The organism is Flavobacterium salmonis, from assembly GCF_903819435.1.
GTDB lineage: Bacteria > Bacteroidota > Bacteroidia > Flavobacteriales > Flavobacteriaceae > Flavobacterium > Flavobacterium chungangense.
In genome coordinates this window covers 37,852-54,829 of sequence record NZ_CAIJDP010000057.1, presented here as the reverse complement: position 1 = coordinate 54,829, position 16,978 = coordinate 37,852, and the positions used below count along the sequence as shown (strand labels likewise).

16 protein-coding genes are annotated in these 16,978 nt (G+C 33.8%); 15 read left to right on the top strand and 1 reads right to left on the bottom strand.

Features of this window, described 5'->3' with window-relative positions:
- Positions 1-61 precede the first annotated feature (61 nt).
- The 8 genes from FLACHUCJ7_RS25265 to FLACHUCJ7_RS02785 all read left to right on the top strand — a co-directional run bounded on the left by FLACHUCJ7_RS25265 (position 62) and on the right by FLACHUCJ7_RS02785 (position 7,868).
- Positions 62-1,024: an alpha/beta fold hydrolase gene (locus FLACHUCJ7_RS25265; protein ID WP_230408782.1), complete on the top strand. Its 963-nt coding sequence runs from the start codon at positions 62-64 to the stop codon at positions 1,022-1,024.
- Positions 1,025-1,045: 21 nt separating this feature from the next.
- Positions 1,046-3,460 (top strand): bifunctional aspartate kinase/homoserine dehydrogenase I, encoded by a 2,415-nt coding sequence (gene thrA / locus FLACHUCJ7_RS02815; RefSeq protein ID WP_230408781.1) that lies wholly within the window; start codon positions 1,046-1,048, stop codon positions 3,458-3,460.
- A 55-nt stretch (positions 3,461-3,515) separates the two neighbouring features.
- The gene (locus FLACHUCJ7_RS02810; RefSeq protein WP_180907845.1) at positions 3,516-4,268 is read left to right on the top strand and encodes a hypothetical protein; all 753 of its coding nucleotides are present in this window, start codon (positions 3,516-3,518) and stop codon (positions 4,266-4,268) included.
- Positions 4,269-4,280: 12 nt separating this feature from the next.
- A complete protein-coding gene (locus FLACHUCJ7_RS02805; protein WP_180907844.1) occupies positions 4,281-4,721 on the top strand; it encodes an OsmC family protein in 441 nt (146 codons plus the stop codon).
- Between the two features lie 116 nt (positions 4,722-4,837).
- Positions 4,838-6,010: a trans-sulfuration enzyme family protein gene (locus tag FLACHUCJ7_RS02800; RefSeq protein ID WP_180907843.1), complete on the top strand. Its 1,173-nt coding sequence runs from the start codon at positions 4,838-4,840 to the stop codon at positions 6,008-6,010.
- 156 nt (positions 6,011-6,166) lie between these two features.
- Positions 6,167-6,685 carry an RDD family protein gene (locus FLACHUCJ7_RS02795; protein ID WP_180907842.1) on the top strand — a complete coding sequence of 173 codons (519 nt, stop codon included), beginning with the start codon at positions 6,167-6,169 and terminating at the stop codon, positions 6,683-6,685.
- A gap of 21 nt (positions 6,686-6,706) precedes the next feature.
- Positions 6,707-7,222, top strand: coding sequence for an alpha/beta hydrolase (locus tag FLACHUCJ7_RS02790; RefSeq protein WP_180907841.1), 516 nt, complete (start codon positions 6,707-6,709; stop codon positions 7,220-7,222).
- A 235-nt stretch (positions 7,223-7,457) separates the two neighbouring features.
- Positions 7,458-7,868 (top strand): RrF2 family transcriptional regulator, encoded by a 411-nt coding sequence (locus FLACHUCJ7_RS02785; protein WP_031454305.1) that lies wholly within the window; start codon positions 7,458-7,460, stop codon positions 7,866-7,868.
- A 79-nt stretch (positions 7,869-7,947) separates the two neighbouring features.
- On the opposite strand, the gene FLACHUCJ7_RS02780 is transcribed toward FLACHUCJ7_RS02785, so the two are convergent.
- Positions 7,948-8,730 carry a sulfite exporter TauE/SafE family protein gene (locus FLACHUCJ7_RS02780; protein WP_078227135.1) on the bottom strand — a complete coding sequence of 261 codons (783 nt, stop codon included), beginning with the start codon at positions 8,728-8,730 and terminating at the stop codon, positions 7,948-7,950.
- A gap of 309 nt (positions 8,731-9,039) precedes the next feature.
- Between FLACHUCJ7_RS02780 and FLACHUCJ7_RS02775 the strand changes: the two genes are divergently transcribed.
- The 7 genes from FLACHUCJ7_RS02775 to FLACHUCJ7_RS02745 all read left to right on the top strand — a co-directional run bounded on the left by FLACHUCJ7_RS02775 (position 9,040) and on the right by FLACHUCJ7_RS02745 (position 16,799).
- The gene (locus FLACHUCJ7_RS02775) at positions 9,040-9,942 is read left to right on the top strand and encodes a sulfite exporter TauE/SafE family protein (protein WP_078227136.1); all 903 of its coding nucleotides are present in this window, start codon (positions 9,040-9,042) and stop codon (positions 9,940-9,942) included.
- A 27-nt stretch (positions 9,943-9,969) separates the two neighbouring features.
- Positions 9,970-10,680 carry a phosphoadenylyl-sulfate reductase gene (locus FLACHUCJ7_RS02770; RefSeq protein WP_078227137.1) on the top strand — a complete coding sequence of 237 codons (711 nt, stop codon included), beginning with the start codon at positions 9,970-9,972 and terminating at the stop codon, positions 10,678-10,680.
- 143 nt (positions 10,681-10,823) lie between these two features.
- Positions 10,824-11,723, top strand: a complete 900-nt coding sequence (gene cysD / locus FLACHUCJ7_RS02765) for a sulfate adenylyltransferase subunit CysD (protein WP_078227138.1) — start codon at positions 10,824-10,826, stop codon at positions 11,721-11,723.
- Positions 11,724-11,864: 141 nt separating this feature from the next.
- A complete protein-coding gene (locus tag FLACHUCJ7_RS02760) occupies positions 11,865-13,109 on the top strand; it encodes a sulfate adenylyltransferase subunit 1 (protein WP_078227139.1) in 1,245 nt (414 codons plus the stop codon).
- Between the two features lie 144 nt (positions 13,110-13,253).
- Positions 13,254-15,344, top strand: a complete 2,091-nt coding sequence (locus FLACHUCJ7_RS02755; protein ID WP_180907840.1) for a HEPN domain-containing protein — start codon at positions 13,254-13,256, stop codon at positions 15,342-15,344.
- Positions 15,337-16,113 (top strand): uroporphyrinogen-III C-methyltransferase, encoded by a 777-nt coding sequence (gene cobA, locus FLACHUCJ7_RS02750; protein ID WP_180907839.1) that lies wholly within the window; start codon positions 15,337-15,339, stop codon positions 16,111-16,113. Before FLACHUCJ7_RS02755 ends, cobA begins: the two co-directional genes overlap by 8 nt.
- Positions 16,114-16,217: 104 nt before the next feature.
- Entirely contained in the window at positions 16,218-16,799 is a 582-nt protein-coding gene (locus FLACHUCJ7_RS02745; RefSeq protein ID WP_180907838.1) for a precorrin-2 dehydrogenase/sirohydrochlorin ferrochelatase family protein, read from the top strand.
- Positions 16,800-16,978 lie beyond the last annotated feature (179 nt).

The following is a 16,978-nucleotide window of genomic DNA, read 5'->3' as shown; positions in this document are numbered from 1 at the left end:
TCGTTCTAGACTTTCTTTCTAATATTTCCATATACAAATCAAAAAAATAAAAGATTTGAAATTGGAAAGTATACCAAACCCTATCATATTACAAAATTTCACTACCGAAAGTGGTGCCTTATATAATTCATTACCCTTAAGTTTCGCACTTTTTGGTTTGCCATTACACAGTGCCCCAATTGTTTTGGTCAATCATGCTTTAACAGGAAATGCACAGGTTACAGGTGAAAATGGCTGGTGGAATGATTTAATTGGTGAAGGAAAAACAATTGACACTACTAAATATTCCGTTTTAGCATTTAATGTTCCGGGTAACGGAAGCGATTCTTTTAGTGTCGAAAATTATCCGGATTTCATGGCAAGAGATGTTGCCCGGATTTTTTTGAAGGGAATCGAAACTTTGCAAATTGAGGAGTTGTATGCGATTATAGGAGGTTCAGTAGGCGGAGGAATTGCCTGGGAAATGCTGGCATTAGCACCAAACATCACAAAACATTTAATTCCGATTGCAACCGACTGGAAATCCACAGACTGGATGATTGCCAATTGTTTTTTGCAGGAACAAATCCTGAACAATTCATCAAAACCAATTGAAGATGCCAGGATTCACGCCATGTTATGCTATCGTTCTCCGGAATCATTCAAAGAAAAATTTCAGCGCACGATTAATCAGGATCTTTTGATTTTTAATATAGAAAGCTGGCTGGCGCATCATGGCGAGAAGTTGCAAAAACGTTATCAGCTGTCATCCTATAAATTGATGAACCAATTGCTAAAAACCATAGATATTACAAGAAGTAGTGAAGATTTTGAAACGTTGCTTTCTAAAACAAGAGCAGCGATTCACATTATTGCAATCGATTCGGATTTGTTTTTTACACCAAAAGAAAATCTGGAGACTTATAATGAATTAAAAAAGTTCAAAGAAAATGTTTTTTACAGCGAAATAAATTCGGTTCACGGACATGACGCTTTTTTAATCGAGTACAAACAATTAGATAATTTACTTGCTGCTATTTTTTAGCAGAAATAATAAAAAGATACAATGAAAATATTAAAATTTGGTGGTAAATCATTATCAAACGGAGAAGGACTTAACAAGGTAGTCTCTATTATTGCTGAGAAAGTTAATGAGGGCGAAAAAATTGCTGTAGTAGTTTCTGCAAGAGGAAATGCTACAGATGAATTAGAATATATTTTAAAAATTGCTGCTAAAAACGGCGATTACAAACGATTATTAGAGAATTTCAAAACCTATCAGGTTTCAGATTATCCTCAGGTTGATTTGTCTGAAGAGTTTACTATTCTGGATAAACTTTATGAAGGAGTAAGCCTGATTGGTGATTACAGCAATAAAATTAAAGACCAGATTTTGTCTAAAGGTGAATTGCTTTCGGCGAAATTATTAACGGCTATTTTGATTGAAAAAGGAATTCCTGCCAATTTTACAGATTCAAGAGAATTGCTGAAAACGGATTCTAAATTTGGCGATGCACAGCCTTTGGAGCAGCTTTCTAAGAAAAATGTTGTCAATTATTTTAAAGAACACAATGGTTCAACGGTTAATGTTATAACTGGTTTTATTGGTTCAAATAACAATAACGATACCACAACTTTAGGCAGAAACGGCAGTAATTATACCGCTTCTTTAATTGCTAATTATTTGAATGCAGAAGAATTACAAAACTTTACACATGTTGACGGAATTTATACTGCAAATCCGGATTTGGTAGAAGATGCTAAAAAAATCGAATTTTTATCATTCAATGAAGCGAATGAATTGGCTAATTTCGGGGCTACAATTCTACATGCCAAAACAATTATTCCTTTATTGGAAAAAAATATTCCGCTTCGAATTTTAAATACTTTCAATCATGAAAATCGAGGTACTTTAATCACTTCTGATTCCGCTAAGGAAGGAATCAAAACGCTTTCGGTTCTTGAAAATGTTTCTCTTTTGAATCTTGAAGGACGTGGATTACTAGGAAAAGCCGGAGTGGATGCCCGAATTTTTAAAGTAATGGGAGATCACAATATCAGTGTAAGTATTATTTCGCAGGGTTCTTCAGAAAGAGGAATTGGACTTGTGGTTGCTACAGATAAAGCAACTACGGCAATGGTTGAACTGGAGAAAGAATTCGAAAACGACTTTTATTCTAAAGACGTAAACCAAATTACAGTAACAGATAATGTTTCAGTAATTTCGATTATTGGTCAGGATTTGAGTACTTTCCATAAACCATACACAGCACTAATCAAAAATAAAATTGTTCCGATATTATTTAACAACACCGTTACGGGTAAAAACGTGAGTTTGGTAGTTAAAAAATCGGAACTCAATAAAGCCTTAAACGTAATTCACGGAGAGATTTTTGGGGTTTCCAAGAAAATCAATATTGCGATTTTTGGACATGGATTGGTTGGCGGAACACTGATTAACCAAATTTTAGAATCAGCAGATGCTATCGAAAAACGTAAAGATATCAAGTTGAATGTTTTCGCAATTGCGAATTCTAAAAAATTGATTTTAAACAAAAACGGTGTCACATCTGATTGGAAAAATGAAATTCAAAACAGAGGACTTGATTATACGATTCAGGATATTATTGACTATGCAGACAAATACCATCTAGAGAACTTAATTGCAATTGATAACACGGCAAGTGCTGCTTTTGTTGAAAACTATATTAAACTCGCTGAAAGCAGTTTCGATTTGATTTCTTCAAATAAAGTTGCTAATACACTGAGCTATGGTTTTTATAAAGAACTAAGAAAAGTTCTGGCAGAAAATCAAAAGAATTATTTGTACGAAACCAATGTTGGTGCAGGTTTACCATTAATTGATACCATAAAATTATTACACCTTTCAGGCGAAAATATCACTAAAATAAAAGGCGTTTTCTCTGGCACCCTGAGTTATTTGTTCAATAATTTCTCCGCTAAAGATGTTCCGTTTAGTGAAATTTTACAAGAGGCAATTGATAATGGTTATACTGAACCAGACCCGCGTGAGGATTTATGCGGAAATGATGTAGGAAGAAAATTATTGATTTTGGCAAGAGAATTAGATTTACAGAATGAATTTGAAGAAATTTCCATTCAGAATTTAATTCCGGAGCATTTACGTGAAGGAAATGTTTCAGATTTCTTAACCAAACTAAAAGAATTCGACCCGATTTACGATAAAATTAAAGCAGAGCAAAAGCCAAATCATGTGTTACGATACATTGGTGAATTGTCTGGTGATTTGCAAAATGACAAAGGAAATCTGGAAGTAAAATTAGTTTCAGTACCTTCTGATACTGCACTTGGAGGATTAAAAGGTTCAGATTCTTTCTTCGAAATATACACAGAATCTTATGGAGACAGACCAATTGTAATTCAGGGAGCCGGAGCGGGTTCTGCTGTAACTGCGCGAGGAGTTTTTGGAGATATTTTGAGATTATCGGATAAAGGGTAAGAATTTTAGATTGCAGATTTTAGATTTTTGAATTCAGATTTAAAATACATAAAACATGAAAATTCACAAAATACTATTCTTGATTATTATTGTTCTTATACAGGGTTGTAAGAAAAATAATGAACCTAATCCCGCCCAAAGGATTAGAGATTTAGTGGGAAAATTTCCGCAGTTAATTGAGGGTAAAAATGTGAAGGAAAGAGGTTTTAAACATATAAGAACAGTTATTGATGGAGAAACAAAAGTTCAAATTCAACTTTATTCTCAAGGCGAAAGGATAAATAACAGCCATCAAATTATTGTTTTTGTAAATAAAAATAAAAAATCTGTTGCAATTCCACTTTTTAACAATAGACAAAGAGATTATTGGCAATTTGCGAATGACAAATTGATTAGTAATGTAGAGAAAGTAAATACAACTTTTGAGAAGGAATATAATGCTGCGATTTCTATTTTAAGAAAGGAAAATACATTTAAAGATGCTTTAGAAACAGATCTTTTAATAGAATTACTTAGGTCTGTATTGCATACGCAACGGATTAATAATGAAACGTTAGAAATGTGTAAGATAAAATATGCTGTTTCGGATATACCTGTAGAAAATGAGGACTCTGTTAGAGTAAGATTTGAAAAAAATTATGATGAAATAAAAGAGAATGTAAAAAATTATAACATTACTTATTATTGTTATGATACTCATTCTCATAGGATTTATAGCATTAATTATGATGAAAATAAGAAGGTGTATAAATTTAAAATATACCGACACGATTTTGGTGCTGAACCTATTAAGCCTATTTATTTATAAAACAAACAAAAAATGAAAATAACATTAGACAGAGTAAATGAAAATTTCCATTTTCAATTAAAAAATGAACGTGGACATATTGTAAATGTTGATGCACGACCAGAATTTGGAGGAGATGATATGGGGCCAAGTCCTATGGAATTAGTGTTAATGGGAGTGGCAGGCTGCAGCGGAATTGACATGATTTCAATCCTGAAAAAGCAACGCCAGGAAATTACTTCTTTTAAAGCTGAGGTTGAAGGCGAGCGTGTACAGGTAGGAGAAGCTAAACCCTTTAAAGATATTTATGTAGTTTTTTCTTTGGAAGGAAATATTAAAGAAGACAAAGCAGCAAAAGCAGCACAACTATCATTCGAAAAATATTGCTCGGTTTCTAAGACAGTGGAGCCAACAGCAACAATACATTACAAAGTAATTTTGAATGGCGTAGAATTAAATAAATTAGAAAATTAGTCAATTAGAAAATCAGATAATTTTTGATTGGCTATTATAATGAAAGGTATTTTGCGAAACTCTGTGTTCACTTTTGTGAATCTCTGCGAGATAACTTTTTTTAAACAAAAAACAAAATGAACGAACAAGAATTTGGTTTTGAAACACAAGCCATAAGAACACATTTAGAAAAGTCACAATTTCAGGAACATTCAACTCCTTTGTATTTATCATCAAGTTTTGTATTTGAAGATGCAGAGGACATGAGAGCTTCTTTTACTGAAGAAAAAGTACGTAATATTTACTCTCGTTTCAGCAATCCGAACACCACAGAGTTTGTAGATAAGGTCTGTGCTATGGAAGGTGCTGAGGCCGGATATGCCTTTGCAACCGGAATGGCTGCAATTTATTCTACTTTTGCTGCTTTATTGGAATCTGGTGATCATATTGTTTCTGCAGGAAGTGTTTTTGGGTCTACACATGCATTGTTTATGACTTATTTTCCAAAATGGAATATTGAAACAACCTATTTTGATATCAACAAACCGGAAACGATCGAAAGTTTTATTAAGCCAAATACTAAAATTTTATACGCAGAAACACCTACAAATCCTGGTGTAGATGTAATTGATTTAGAGTTATTGGGCCAAATAGCCAAAAAACACAATTTAATTTTAATCATTGATAATTGTTTTGCAACACCATATATTCAGCAGCCTATTAAATACGGAGCACATATAGTAGTGCATTCTGCTACAAAATTAATGGATGGTCAGGGTCGTGTTTTGGGAGGTGTTGCTGTTGGTGATGCTGAATTAATTCGTAAAATATACTTGTTTTCAAGAAATACAGGTCCGGCAATGTCACCATTTAATGCATGGGTTTTATCAAAAAGTTTAGAGACTTTGGTTGTTCGTGTTGACAGACATTGCGAAAATGCTTTGAAAGTTGCTGAATTTTTAGAAAGCCATCCAAATGTAAACAGTGTGAAATATCCTTTCTTAAAATCGCATCCAAAATATGAGATTGCCAAAAAACAAATGCTTTTAGGCGGCAACATTATTGCATTTGAAATTAAAGGCGGAATTGAAGCAGGACGTAAATTTTTGGATAAAATTAAATTGTGTTCACTTTCAGCCAATATCGGAGACGTAAAAACGATTGTAACGCATCCGGCATCAACTACGCATAGTAAACTTTCTGTTGAAGAAAAATTAGCAGTTGGAATTACGGAAGGTTTAGTGCGTGTTTCTGTGGGTTTAGAAACAGTAAAAGATGTAATTGCTGATTTGGAACAGGCACTTTCTTAAAATAATTTTGGATTATACAAAATGACAATTTTTGACTGTAAACTTATACTGTTAAAAATTGTCATTTCCTTTTACTATTTGTTTGAACTAAAAATATATTTTTGTTTTGATTAAATCCATTTTATTAAATAACATATATTATTCAAGCCAATCAACATGAGTGATTCTACCTACATCCTTGATAACAAATTATTGGCTTCTAATGACAGTCGTTTTATAAATAATCTTGTAGATTCATCTCTTACATACGCTTTTTCCTTAGTGTTACAATATTATTTTTTTCCTTTTCTTATAGGTTTTTTTGACTCGTTTGATTTAACTGGTTTTGGAGTTTGGTATTATAATTTAAATGAATGGTACTGGTTGGGTATTAGTTGGACACTGACATTAGGTTATTATGTTTTAACAGAAGGTTTTTTGGGCAGGTCGCTTGGGAAATTTATTACAGGTACAATAGTGATAAATAAGAGTGGCAATAAACCAGGTTTTAGAATAATTTTGATAAGAACTTTAATTAGATTTATTCCTCTAGATATTCTTTCTTTTTTAGGAAATTCTGGAAGAGGTTGTCATGATTCGTTTTCAAATACTTATGTAGTGAAAAAAAAGGCATTAGATGAAAGTATAAAATTACATTATGAATTTGATTTAATTGGAATGCCGGAAATAGAGTAATGAAATTAATTTCTCTAAACTATGAAACCAAAATTACTCATTTTATCAGATTTATTTGGAGGGAAAAATCCCGAATGGGTACAATTATATACCGAAATATTACACTCTAAATTTGATGTCCAATATTATGATGTTCGGGAATTGGCAGATATCAGTTTAGAATGTGTTACCGAATCAGATATCCACAATCAATTTCTAAATGGAGGAATTGAAAAAGCAGTTGAGAATTTATTGAAGCTTGAAAAAGGTGAAATTACTGCTTTAGGTTTTAGCATAGGAGGAGCAATTGCATGGAAAGCTGCTCTAAAAGGTTTAAAAGTTTCTCATTTAATAGCGGTTTCATCAACGAGATTACGTTTTGAAACCCAGATTCCGTGTTGTAAAATAAAATTGTATTTTGGGCAAAAAGATTTAAATCTGCCAAATCCGGAGTGGTTTTCAGCTTTAAAAATTTCCAATCATTTTTTTGAAAATCAAGGCCATTCACTATATTTAGAAAAAGAGAATGCTTTTATTATTTGTAATATTTTTTTGTAATATTTTTAGCCAAAAAGTATATTTTGTTAGCAACTAAAATTAAAAAGGTGTCATAAATTCAATTTAATTGAAGTTCAGGAAGAGGATTGATAAAACTATACTAATTTGGTAGAATTAACTTTTGTCCTATTAGAAATCTCATTCAAAAAGCTTACTTTTGCTCCGAAATAACAGGAAGCTTTATGTTTAATTCATTGATAGCTTCTGAACTAAATTTACAATCTAAAATTTAAAAATGCTTTCAAAGAAAACAAAATACGGAATTAAAGCTTTAACTTATTTGGCCAGACGTGAAAATAATGAGCCTGTACAAATTGCTGAAATTGCCAAAAGCGAACATATTTCGATCAAATTCCTGGAAAGTATTTTATTGCTGCTAAGAAACTCTGGCTTTCTGGGAGCCAAAAAAGGTAAAGGCGGAGGATATTATCTAATCAAAGAACCAAAAGATATCAGTATGGCCAAAGTATACCGTATTTTGGAAGGACCCATTGCTCTATTGCCATGCGCCAGCCATAATTTTTACGAAAAATGCGATGATTGTGATGATGAATCAACCTGTGCCGCGAGACGTTTAATGACAGAAGTTCGTGACAATACACTCAAAATACTGGAAAGTAATTCTCTGGCAGATATTGCATTTTAATAGTACAGAATTAATTATAAAAAAATGACCATTTCATATAATAGTAATGAAATGGTCATTTTTTTATAATTATTTTAGTCTAAAAAATCAATTTATACCCGGCTAAAAAGAGCATTACTGCGATTGCATTTCTAAGAAACTGATCCGGAACTTTTCCGCTTAGCATGCTTCCTACAAAAATTCCCGGAAGAGATCCCAATAATAATTGTCCCAATAATATCAAATCCAGGTTTCCCATAGAGGCATGTCCAACGCCTGCAACTAAAGTTAATGGAACGGCGTGTGCAATTTCGGTTCCCACTAAACGGGGAGTTGGCAATAAAGGATAAAGAAAGAATAAAGTAACGGTTCCCAATGCACCGGCGCCAATAGATGTCAAAGTTACTGTTGCACCTAATAAAACACCAATTCCTATAGTTAGCATATTTTGAGTTGTGCTTTCGCTGTGAAATTTATCTCCGGCGTGTTTCTGAGAAAACTTTAATATCTTTTGTTTAAATATAATGGCTACAGAAGTGAAAAGCAATGCCCATCCTAAACTTTTTTTAATCACCTGATTAACAGTTTCGATATCTGTTTTAATATTATTTAGAATCCATAAAGTCAGTAAGGCTGCCGGAACACTGCCTAAGGTTAACCATCCGGTAATGGACCAGTTTATGTTGCTTTTTTTATTATGCACAAATACACCGCCCATTTTGGTAAAAGCTGCATAAAGCAAATCGGTACCCACGGCCTTTGTTGGCGGAATTCCAAAATATAATAAAATAGGAGTCATTAAAGAACCACCTCCAACACCTGTCAGGCCTACTACAAAACCAACAACTAAACCTGCAATAACTAAACCTATTTGAAAATCCATAAATAAAAGTTTGGCGCAAAAATAGAAACAATTTTACAATTATCCTATGGAAATGGTAGGCTTTAAAAGTGTATATTTGGAACTTGAAATAATTGTAATTGTAAGTATCTTAAAAACAGAGAAGTATGGTTTTAGATTTATTGAATTTATTTATTAATCTTTTAAAATTTCCTTAGAATTTGATTTTAAGAAGTTTAGAAGTTTAAAAAGTTTAAAAATTGTTTTGATATTTAGAAATAAGTAGTAATTTTGCTTATCAATCTACTAACCCGATAGGGTAATAGATTTTAGCAAGGAAACCCAGTAATTATGGAGAAAGAATTGAAAATTAATAGTGTTGATGTTACCTTTTATGCGTCAATAAAAGATAAATTATGGATAGGGATACCTGTTGTTTTATTAATAGGTTTGCTAAGTACGCTGATTTATAACCACCATGCTGAGTTTTCATGGGACGGATTTATTGGAGGATTTAATCAGGAGTTTTTAGTTTTTTTTGCTATTGGTGTTTTTGCACAATTGGTAGACGGTACTTTGGGAATGGGTTATGGAGCGACATCAACTTCATTTCTATTGGCTTACGGAATTCCTCCAGTAGTTAGCAGTACAGGAGTTCACGTAGCTGAGATGTTTACAACGGGAGCATCTGCAATATCGCATCATAAATTTGGAAATATCAATAAAAAACTGGTAAAAAATTTATTGATTCCAGGAGTATTAGGTTCTATTACGGGAGCTTATCTATTATCTGATGTTATTAATGGCGATGTTATTAAACCATTTATTGCGGTTTATATGATCGTTCTGGCACTTATTATTATCAGAAAAGCATTAAAAAAGAGTATTGTAAAAAAGAAAACTAAAAAATTAGGCGTTTTAGCTGTTTTTGGAGGTTTTATGGATTCTGTTGGAGGAGGAGGCTGGGGGCCGATTGTAACTTCAACATTATTAGGACGAGGAAGAAATCCAAGATATACGATTGGTTCTGTAAATGCAGCTGAGTTCGCAATTTCATTCGCAAGTGGTATTACCTTTATGCTTTTTGGAGGAATTCACGGTTGGCAGGTAATCATCGGGTTGATTTTAGGAGGGGTTATTTCTGCTCCATTGGCGGCTTATTTGGTTAATAAAATCAAAAGAAAACCAATGATGGTGGCAGTAGGAATTTTAATTATTTTATTGAGTTTAAAAACATTATCTAAATTATTGTAATAAATATTTAGGAAGGAAAGAAAGAATATGAGTGCGACAATTATACAATCACTGTTAGATAAAACGAAAGATTTTTCAATTGAAGAGACTTTTGCTTTTTTGGCTGAAGAATTTCCGGGAAAAGTAATTTTTTCGACTTCTTTTGGTCAGGAAGATCAGGTGATTACAGATTACATTGCCAAAAGCAATTTGGATATTACCATTTTTACATTAGATACCGGAAGGTTGTTTCAGGAAACGTATGATGTTTTTCATAAAACATTAAAAAAGTATAAGAAACCTATCGAGGTTTTCTTTCCTGAAGCCGCATCAGTTGAAAATTTGCTGAAAGAAAAAGGCCCGAATAGCTTCTACGATTCGGTTGAAAACAGAAAAGAATGCTGTTTTATTCGAAAAGTGGTTCCGTTGCGAAAAGCTTTGGCAGGAAATGCGGTTTGGATTACAGGTTTAAGAGCAGAACAATCCGAGAACAGACAAGATTTGAGTTTGTTTGAATATGATGGAGGTTTTGACATTATCAAATTCAATCCTTTATTAAAATGGACTTTGCAGGAAGTTGAAGATTATTTGAAGGAAAACAATGTACCTCAAAATGCATTACACAAAAAAGGCTTTGTAAGTATCGGTTGTGCCCCTTGTACCAGAGCCATTTTTCCCGGAGAAGATATCAGAGCCGGAAGATGGTATTGGGAGTCCAGTCATAAAGAATGTGGTTTGCATGGTGCGAAAAAAGAGTAGCAGAAAAAACAAGCTAAAAGCAACACGCTGATGGCAGACAATAGAATACAGATTATTAGAATAAAAGCAGAGATTTTTAGATCAGGCGAAAAAAACTTGAAACTAAAGTTTTCACAAATAAAATATCAAATAAAATATCAAAAATGAGTTCAGTGTTAAAAACAAATGCTTTAGAAAGTGAAGCGATATACATCTTTAGAGAAGTTGTTTCTCAGTTTGACAAACCGGTTTTACTTTTTTCAGGTGGAAAAGATTCTATTACATTAGTACGTTTGGCCCAAAAAGCATTTTTTCCTGCTAAGATTCCGTTTCCTTTATTACATGTTGATACGGGACACAATTTTCCTGAAACAATTGCTTTCAGAGATAAATTGGTAGAAGAATTAGGTTTAGAATTGATCGTTCGTAATGTTCAGGATGCTATTGATGAAGGAAAAGTGGTTGAAGAAACTGGAAAATATTCAAGCCGTAACAGCTTACAGACGACAACACTTTTGGATGCCATTGAAGAATTTAAATTTGATGCTTGTATTGGTGGTGCGCGTCGTGATGAAGAAAAAGCAAGAGCAAAAGAACGTATTTTCTCTGTTCGTGATGATTTCGGACAATGGGACGAAAAAAATCAAAGACCTGAGTTATTTGATATTTTGAATGGTAAAATCGAAAATGGACAAAACGTTCGTGTTTTCCCAATTTCAAACTGGACAGAATTAGATGTTTGGAGTTATATTGAAAAAGAACACATCGAAATTCCATCAATCTATTTTTCACATAAAAGAAAAGTTTTCTTAAGGGATGGTTTAATCTGGTCGCATTCTCCTTTTGTATATCAGGAAGAAGATGAGCAAATCGAAGAGCGAATTGTTCGTTTCAGAACCGTTGGAGATATGAGCTGTACAGCAGCTGTTGAATCTTATGCAGCAACTATTGCAGAGGTAGTGGGCGAAATCAGAGAGTCTACCATTTCAGAAAGAGGAGCCAGAATTGACGATAAACGTTCTGAAGCTGCAATGGAGAAAAGAAAACAACAAGGATACTTTTAATAATTATGAGTTATGAATTGTGAATTATGAATGCAATTCTAGACGAAATTTTAAAAGTGAAAATCAAGAAAACAAAAACATACAGATTATTAGTTTCAACAGAAAACCTGAAACTTTAAACCTGAAACAAAATATTACAGAATGGACGTTTTAAAAATAGCAACAGCAGGAAGTGTAGATGACGGAAAAAGTACTTTGATAGGAAGATTATTGTACGATACAAAATCATTGACTACAGATAAAATTGAAGCAATCGAAAAAAGCAGTAAACAAAAAGGATACGATTACCTTGATTTTTCTTTGGCTACTGACGGATTGGTAGCAGAAAGAGAGCAGGGAATCACAATTGACGTTGCTCATATTTATTTTTCGACGGCAAAGAAAAGTTACATTATTGCCGATACTCCGGGTCACGTAGAATATACAAGAAACATGGTTACAGGAGCTTCAACTTCTCAGGTTTCAATCATTTTAATTGATGCCAGAAAAGGGGTTATTGAGCAGACGTATCGTCACTTTTTTATCAATAATTTATTGAGAGTAAAAGAAGTAATCGTTGCCATCAACAAAATGGACTTAGTAGATTATTCAGAAGAAGTGTTCAATAAAATCAAAGCCGATTTTCAGGCATTAAATGCAAAAAGTACTTTCAAAGAACAAAACGTAAGTTATATTCCGTTGAGTGCTTTGACAGGAGATAATGTCGTGGATAAGTTAGGTAAAATGCCTTGGTACGAAGGGCAGACAATTTTGGAGCATTTAGAAGGATTACATTCTTCGGATGTTTTTGAAGCAGGAAAAGCACGTTTTCCAGTTCAGACAGTTATCCGTCCAAAAACAGAAGAATACCATGATTTTAGAGGATATGCCGGTAAATTATACGGAAACTCAATTAAAGTTGGGGATGCGGTAACGGTTTTGCCTTCTTTAACCGAATCAAAAGTGACAAACATTCATTTTTTCGATAAACAATTTGATGAAGCTGTTGCAGGTTCTTCAATTACAATCGAATTAGAAAATGATATTAATGTGACAAGAGGTGATATGATTGTAAAATCGTCAGAACTTCCAAAAATTGAAAAAGATATTGTAACTACAGTGTGTTGGATGGACAGCAAAAAATTAGTTCCGGGAGCTAAATATTTTGTACAGCACAATACGAACAGAGTTTTAGCTAAAATTGAGAGTGTTACCAATACAATTGCGACTGATTATTCAGGAACTACTCCGGCTTCACAATTATCAATTAATGAAATCGGTGAAGTAAGTATCAAATTAAGCAAAGCATTATATTTTGATTCTTATAATGAAAATAAATCAAACGGTGCTTTTATTTTAATTGATGCCGTAACCAACACAACAGCAGGAGTAGGATTTATTAGATAGGAAGCTTTCAGCTATGGGCTTTGAGCCTAGCGCTTTTGGACAATGGTAAAAACCTAGTTTTAGAGTAAATCTAAAAAAGATATAAGTTTATAATACAGATAACAGCCCACAGCTCATAGCCCAAGGCTCAAAGCTTAAAATAAAATGGAAAGTTTTAGAACAGAAATAGAAAATCCGATAGTTCAGAAAGAGATTATCGATTTAGAAAAAAAGATTCATTTATTCCGTGGAGGAAAAATTGATGATGAGCGTTTTCGTAGTCTTCGTTTAGCGCGTGGAATTTACGGTCAGCGTCAGGAAGGTGTACAAATGATTCGTATCAAATTGCCTTACGGTAAAGTAACCAGTGAGCAGTTAGTACGTATTACGAAAGTTTCTGATGAATATTCTACAGGACGTTTGCACATTACAACACGTCAGGATATTCAGATTCACTACGTAAGTCTAGACAGAACGCCTGAACTTTGGGCTAATTTGGCTAAGGACGATATTACATTAAGAGAAGCTTGTGGAAACACAGTTAGAAATATTACAGGAAGTGAATTGGCAGGTGTAGATGTAAACGAACCATTTGATGTGACGCCTTATGCTCATGGAATGTTTCAATACTTATTAAGAAACCCTATTTGTCAGGAAATGGGACGTAAATTCAAAATTTCGTTCTCATCATCTGATGAAGATACTGCTTTGAGTTATTTGCATGATTTAGGATTTATTCCAAAAATTGTAAATGGTGAAAAAGGTTTTAAAGTTGTTTTTGGTGGAGGTTTAGGTTCACAGCCTGCTCACGCTGAATTACTTTCAGAATTTATTCCGGTAAATCAAATCATCCCGACAGCAGAGGGAATCATCCGTATTTTTGACCGATATGGTGAGCGTGCCAAAAGGATGAAAGCCCGTATGAAATTCTTAATCAAAGAAATGGGAAGAGATGTTTTCCTTGATTTAGTTGAAAAAGAGAAAAAAGCAATCGCTTTTGAAACATATGAAATTGACACCACCGCTTTTGAAGGTCCAATTCCGGAACCTTTATTAGCAGTTCCGCAAGTTACAATCGATGATACAGCAGCTTATGAAGCCTGGAAAAAATCGAATGTAATCGCTCAAAAACAGGCAGGTTATTATGCAATCGGAATAAAAGTTTTATTAGGTGATTTTTACACAGATAAAGCGAGATTATTAGCAGATTTGATTAAAAATTACGGAGCCAATGAATTACGTTTTTCATTGCGTCAAAATATTGTGATTCGTCATATAAAAGAAGAGAACTTGCCTTTCTTTTATCAGGAATTAGCCAAATTAGATATGGTAGCTTTAGGTTACAATACTATTGGTGATATCACTGCGTGCCCAGGTACTGATACTTGTAATTTGGGGATTGCGAGCAGTACCGGAATTGCAGAAGAATTAGAAAAAGTAATCAAAGCAGAATATCCGCAATACAGCAATAACAGCGAAATTGAAATCAAAATCAGTGGTTGTATGAATGCCTGCGGACAGCATAATATGTCTGCAATAGGATTTCAGGGAATGTCTATCAACTCAGGAAAACTGGTAGCTCCGGCTTTACAGGTTTTATTAGGAGGCGGACGTTTAGGAAACGGAGAAGGACGTTTTGCTGATAAAGTAATTAAAATTCCAAGCCGTAGAGGACCGGACGCATTAAGAACTATTTTAAATGATTTTGATGCTAATGGAAACGGAGACAAATTCCTTAATTATTATGATGCCAAAGGAGAGAAATATTTCTATGAAATCTTAAAACCTTTTGCAGATGTAACCAATTTAACTGAAGCCGATTTTATTGACTGGGGTAATGCAGACAATTATGTAAAAGCGGTTGGAGTTGGAGAATGTGCCGGTGTTGTGATTGATTTAGTCGCTACTTTATTATTAGAAGCCAAAGATAAACTGACTTTCGCACAGGAATCTTTCGACGAAGGAAAATGGGCTGATGCAATCTATCACGCTTATGCAGGATTTGTTAACGGTGCAAAAGCATTGTTGCTTTCAGAAAACCAAAAAACAAACAACCATGCAGGAATCGTAGATTTATTTGATACTGTTTTTGTTGAAAGTGCTAAAATTGGATTGCCAACAACGTTCAAAGAATTGGTTTATCAAATCAATAAAAATGAGCCGACTGAAGCATTCGCAAAACAATATATTGAAGAAGGAATTGCATTTTTTGCGATAATAGAAAAATACAGAGCACAGGAATTAGCAAATGCATAATACTATAAAGCCAAAAGTAACTTTAGTTGGTGCAGGTCCCGGCGATCCGGAATTGCTTACACTGAAAGGTGCAAAAGCACTGGCTGAAGCGAATGTGGTTTTGTATGATGCCTTGGCAAATGATGAAATTTTAGGCCACGCTCCTAAAAATGCGATCAGAATTTTTGTTGGAAAAAGAATTGGAGATCATGTTTATTCGCAGGATCAGATCAATCAGTTGATTGTGGATAATGCGCTGACGTATGGAAATGTAGTTCGGTTAAAAGGTGGTGATCCATTTGTTTTCGGAAGAGGAAGCGAAGAAATAGAATTTGCAGAAAGTTTCGGAATCGAGACAGCTGTAATTCCTGGAATTTCATCAGTAGTAGCAGTCCCTGCAAGTAAGGGAATTTCGATTACAAAGAGAGGCGTTTCAGAAAGTTTCTGGGCGATTACAGGTACAACTTCGGATAGAAGATTGTCTTCTGATGTGGCTTTAGCAGCACAATCATCAGCAACAGTTGTGATTTTGATGGGAATGCACAAATTACCTCAAATTGTTGAATTGTTTCAGCAGGAAAAGAAAGGCGATTTGCCCGTAGCGATTATTCAAAACGGAACAACAGCAGAAGAAAAAGTGGGTGTAGGAACTGTAGATTCAATTATTGAAATTGTAAAACAACGAAATTTGAGCTCACCCGCAATTATTGTTTTGGGAGAAGTTGTTAAAGAAAGTCACAAGCTAAAAGGATTTTACGAAGAATTTTTGTCAAAAGAAATCTCGAGATAAGTTCCGTAGGAACGAAACATATTGTAGCGTCGGGTTTTAACCCGATGATAAAATAAAAATTGTAACGTCAGATTTTAGTATTTTCGGCGAAACAAAAAATTAAAATGGAACAAAACGAATTATATCCGATATTCTTAAAACTTCACAATCTGAATGTACTGATTGTGGGAGGAGGTAATGTTGGATTGGAAAAGCTTTCTTTTTTATTAAAGTCGAGTCCAAATGCCAACGTTGAGGTGGTTGCGCCCGACTTTCATTTAGAAATAAAAGTATTAGCTGAAAATCATCCTTCAATTAAATTGACGGAAGCAAAGTTCAAAAAGAAAATGCTCAAAAAGCGACACATGGTAATCGCCTGCACGGATGATTTAGCGGTGAATAAAAGGGTTTACGATTTGTCCAGAAAGCGTTATCTGATTTGCAATATTGCAGATACACCTGATTTATGTGATTATTATCTTGGTGGAATCGTAACAAAAGGAAATGTAAAAATTGCGATTTCGACCAACGGAAAATCACCAACAACAGCCAAAAGGCTAAGAGAATTTTTTGAAGAAGTAATTCCGGAAGATATCAATTCAATGGTCGAAAACCTAAACGAATACAGAAAAACGCTAAAGGGCGATTTTGAAGATAAAGTAAAGAAGATGAATGAAATAACGGCTTCTTTGAGAAATAAAGAATAACAAAAAAGTTCCGGAGGAACAACCGATTTTGTAGTGTCGTTTTTTTAACCAGATGTAAACGAATGAACGAAATTACCGGTTCGTTAAAAATAAAGAGTAAAAAGTTTCGCAAGGAAATGAATGATAAAAATCATTGAAATTAGAATAAATTATTCGTTTCTTTGTATTATTAAGAATGA

What these genes read in the sequence shown, in the direction of transcription:
- thrA (WP_230408781.1), top strand. Translation starts at nt 1,046, where the DNA reads ATGAAAATATTAAAATTTGGTGGTAAATCATTATCAAACGGAGAAGGA.
- FLACHUCJ7_RS02810 (WP_180907845.1), top strand. Translation starts at nt 3,516, where the DNA reads ATGAAAATTCACAAAATACTATTCTTGATTATTATTGTTCTTATACAG.
- FLACHUCJ7_RS02805 (WP_180907844.1), top strand. Translation starts at nt 4,281, where the DNA reads ATGAAAATAACATTAGACAGAGTAAATGAAAATTTCCATTTTCAATTA.
- FLACHUCJ7_RS02800 (WP_180907843.1), top strand. Translation starts at nt 4,838, where the DNA reads ATGAACGAACAAGAATTTGGTTTTGAAACACAAGCCATAAGAACACAT.
- FLACHUCJ7_RS02795 (WP_180907842.1), top strand. Translation starts at nt 6,167, where the DNA reads ATGAGTGATTCTACCTACATCCTTGATAACAAATTATTGGCTTCTAAT.
- FLACHUCJ7_RS02790 (WP_180907841.1), top strand. Translation starts at nt 6,707, where the DNA reads ATGAAACCAAAATTACTCATTTTATCAGATTTATTTGGAGGGAAAAAT.
- FLACHUCJ7_RS02785 (WP_031454305.1), top strand. Translation starts at nt 7,458, where the DNA reads ATGCTTTCAAAGAAAACAAAATACGGAATTAAAGCTTTAACTTATTTG.
- FLACHUCJ7_RS02780 (WP_078227135.1), bottom strand. Translation starts at nt 8,730, where the DNA reads ATGGATTTTCAAATAGGTTTAGTTATTGCAGGTTTAGTTGTTGGTTTT.
- FLACHUCJ7_RS02775 (WP_078227136.1), top strand. Translation starts at nt 9,040, where the DNA reads ATGGAGAAAGAATTGAAAATTAATAGTGTTGATGTTACCTTTTATGCG.
- FLACHUCJ7_RS02770 (WP_078227137.1), top strand. Translation starts at nt 9,970, where the DNA reads ATGAGTGCGACAATTATACAATCACTGTTAGATAAAACGAAAGATTTT.
- cysD (WP_078227138.1), top strand. Translation starts at nt 10,824, where the DNA reads ATGAGTTCAGTGTTAAAAACAAATGCTTTAGAAAGTGAAGCGATATAC.
- FLACHUCJ7_RS02760 (WP_078227139.1), top strand. Translation starts at nt 11,865, where the DNA reads ATGGACGTTTTAAAAATAGCAACAGCAGGAAGTGTAGATGACGGAAAA.
- FLACHUCJ7_RS02755 (WP_180907840.1), top strand. Translation starts at nt 13,254, where the DNA reads ATGGAAAGTTTTAGAACAGAAATAGAAAATCCGATAGTTCAGAAAGAG.
- cobA (WP_180907839.1), top strand. Translation starts at nt 15,337, where the DNA reads ATGCATAATACTATAAAGCCAAAAGTAACTTTAGTTGGTGCAGGTCCC.
- FLACHUCJ7_RS02745 (WP_180907838.1), top strand. Translation starts at nt 16,218, where the DNA reads ATGGAACAAAACGAATTATATCCGATATTCTTAAAACTTCACAATCTG.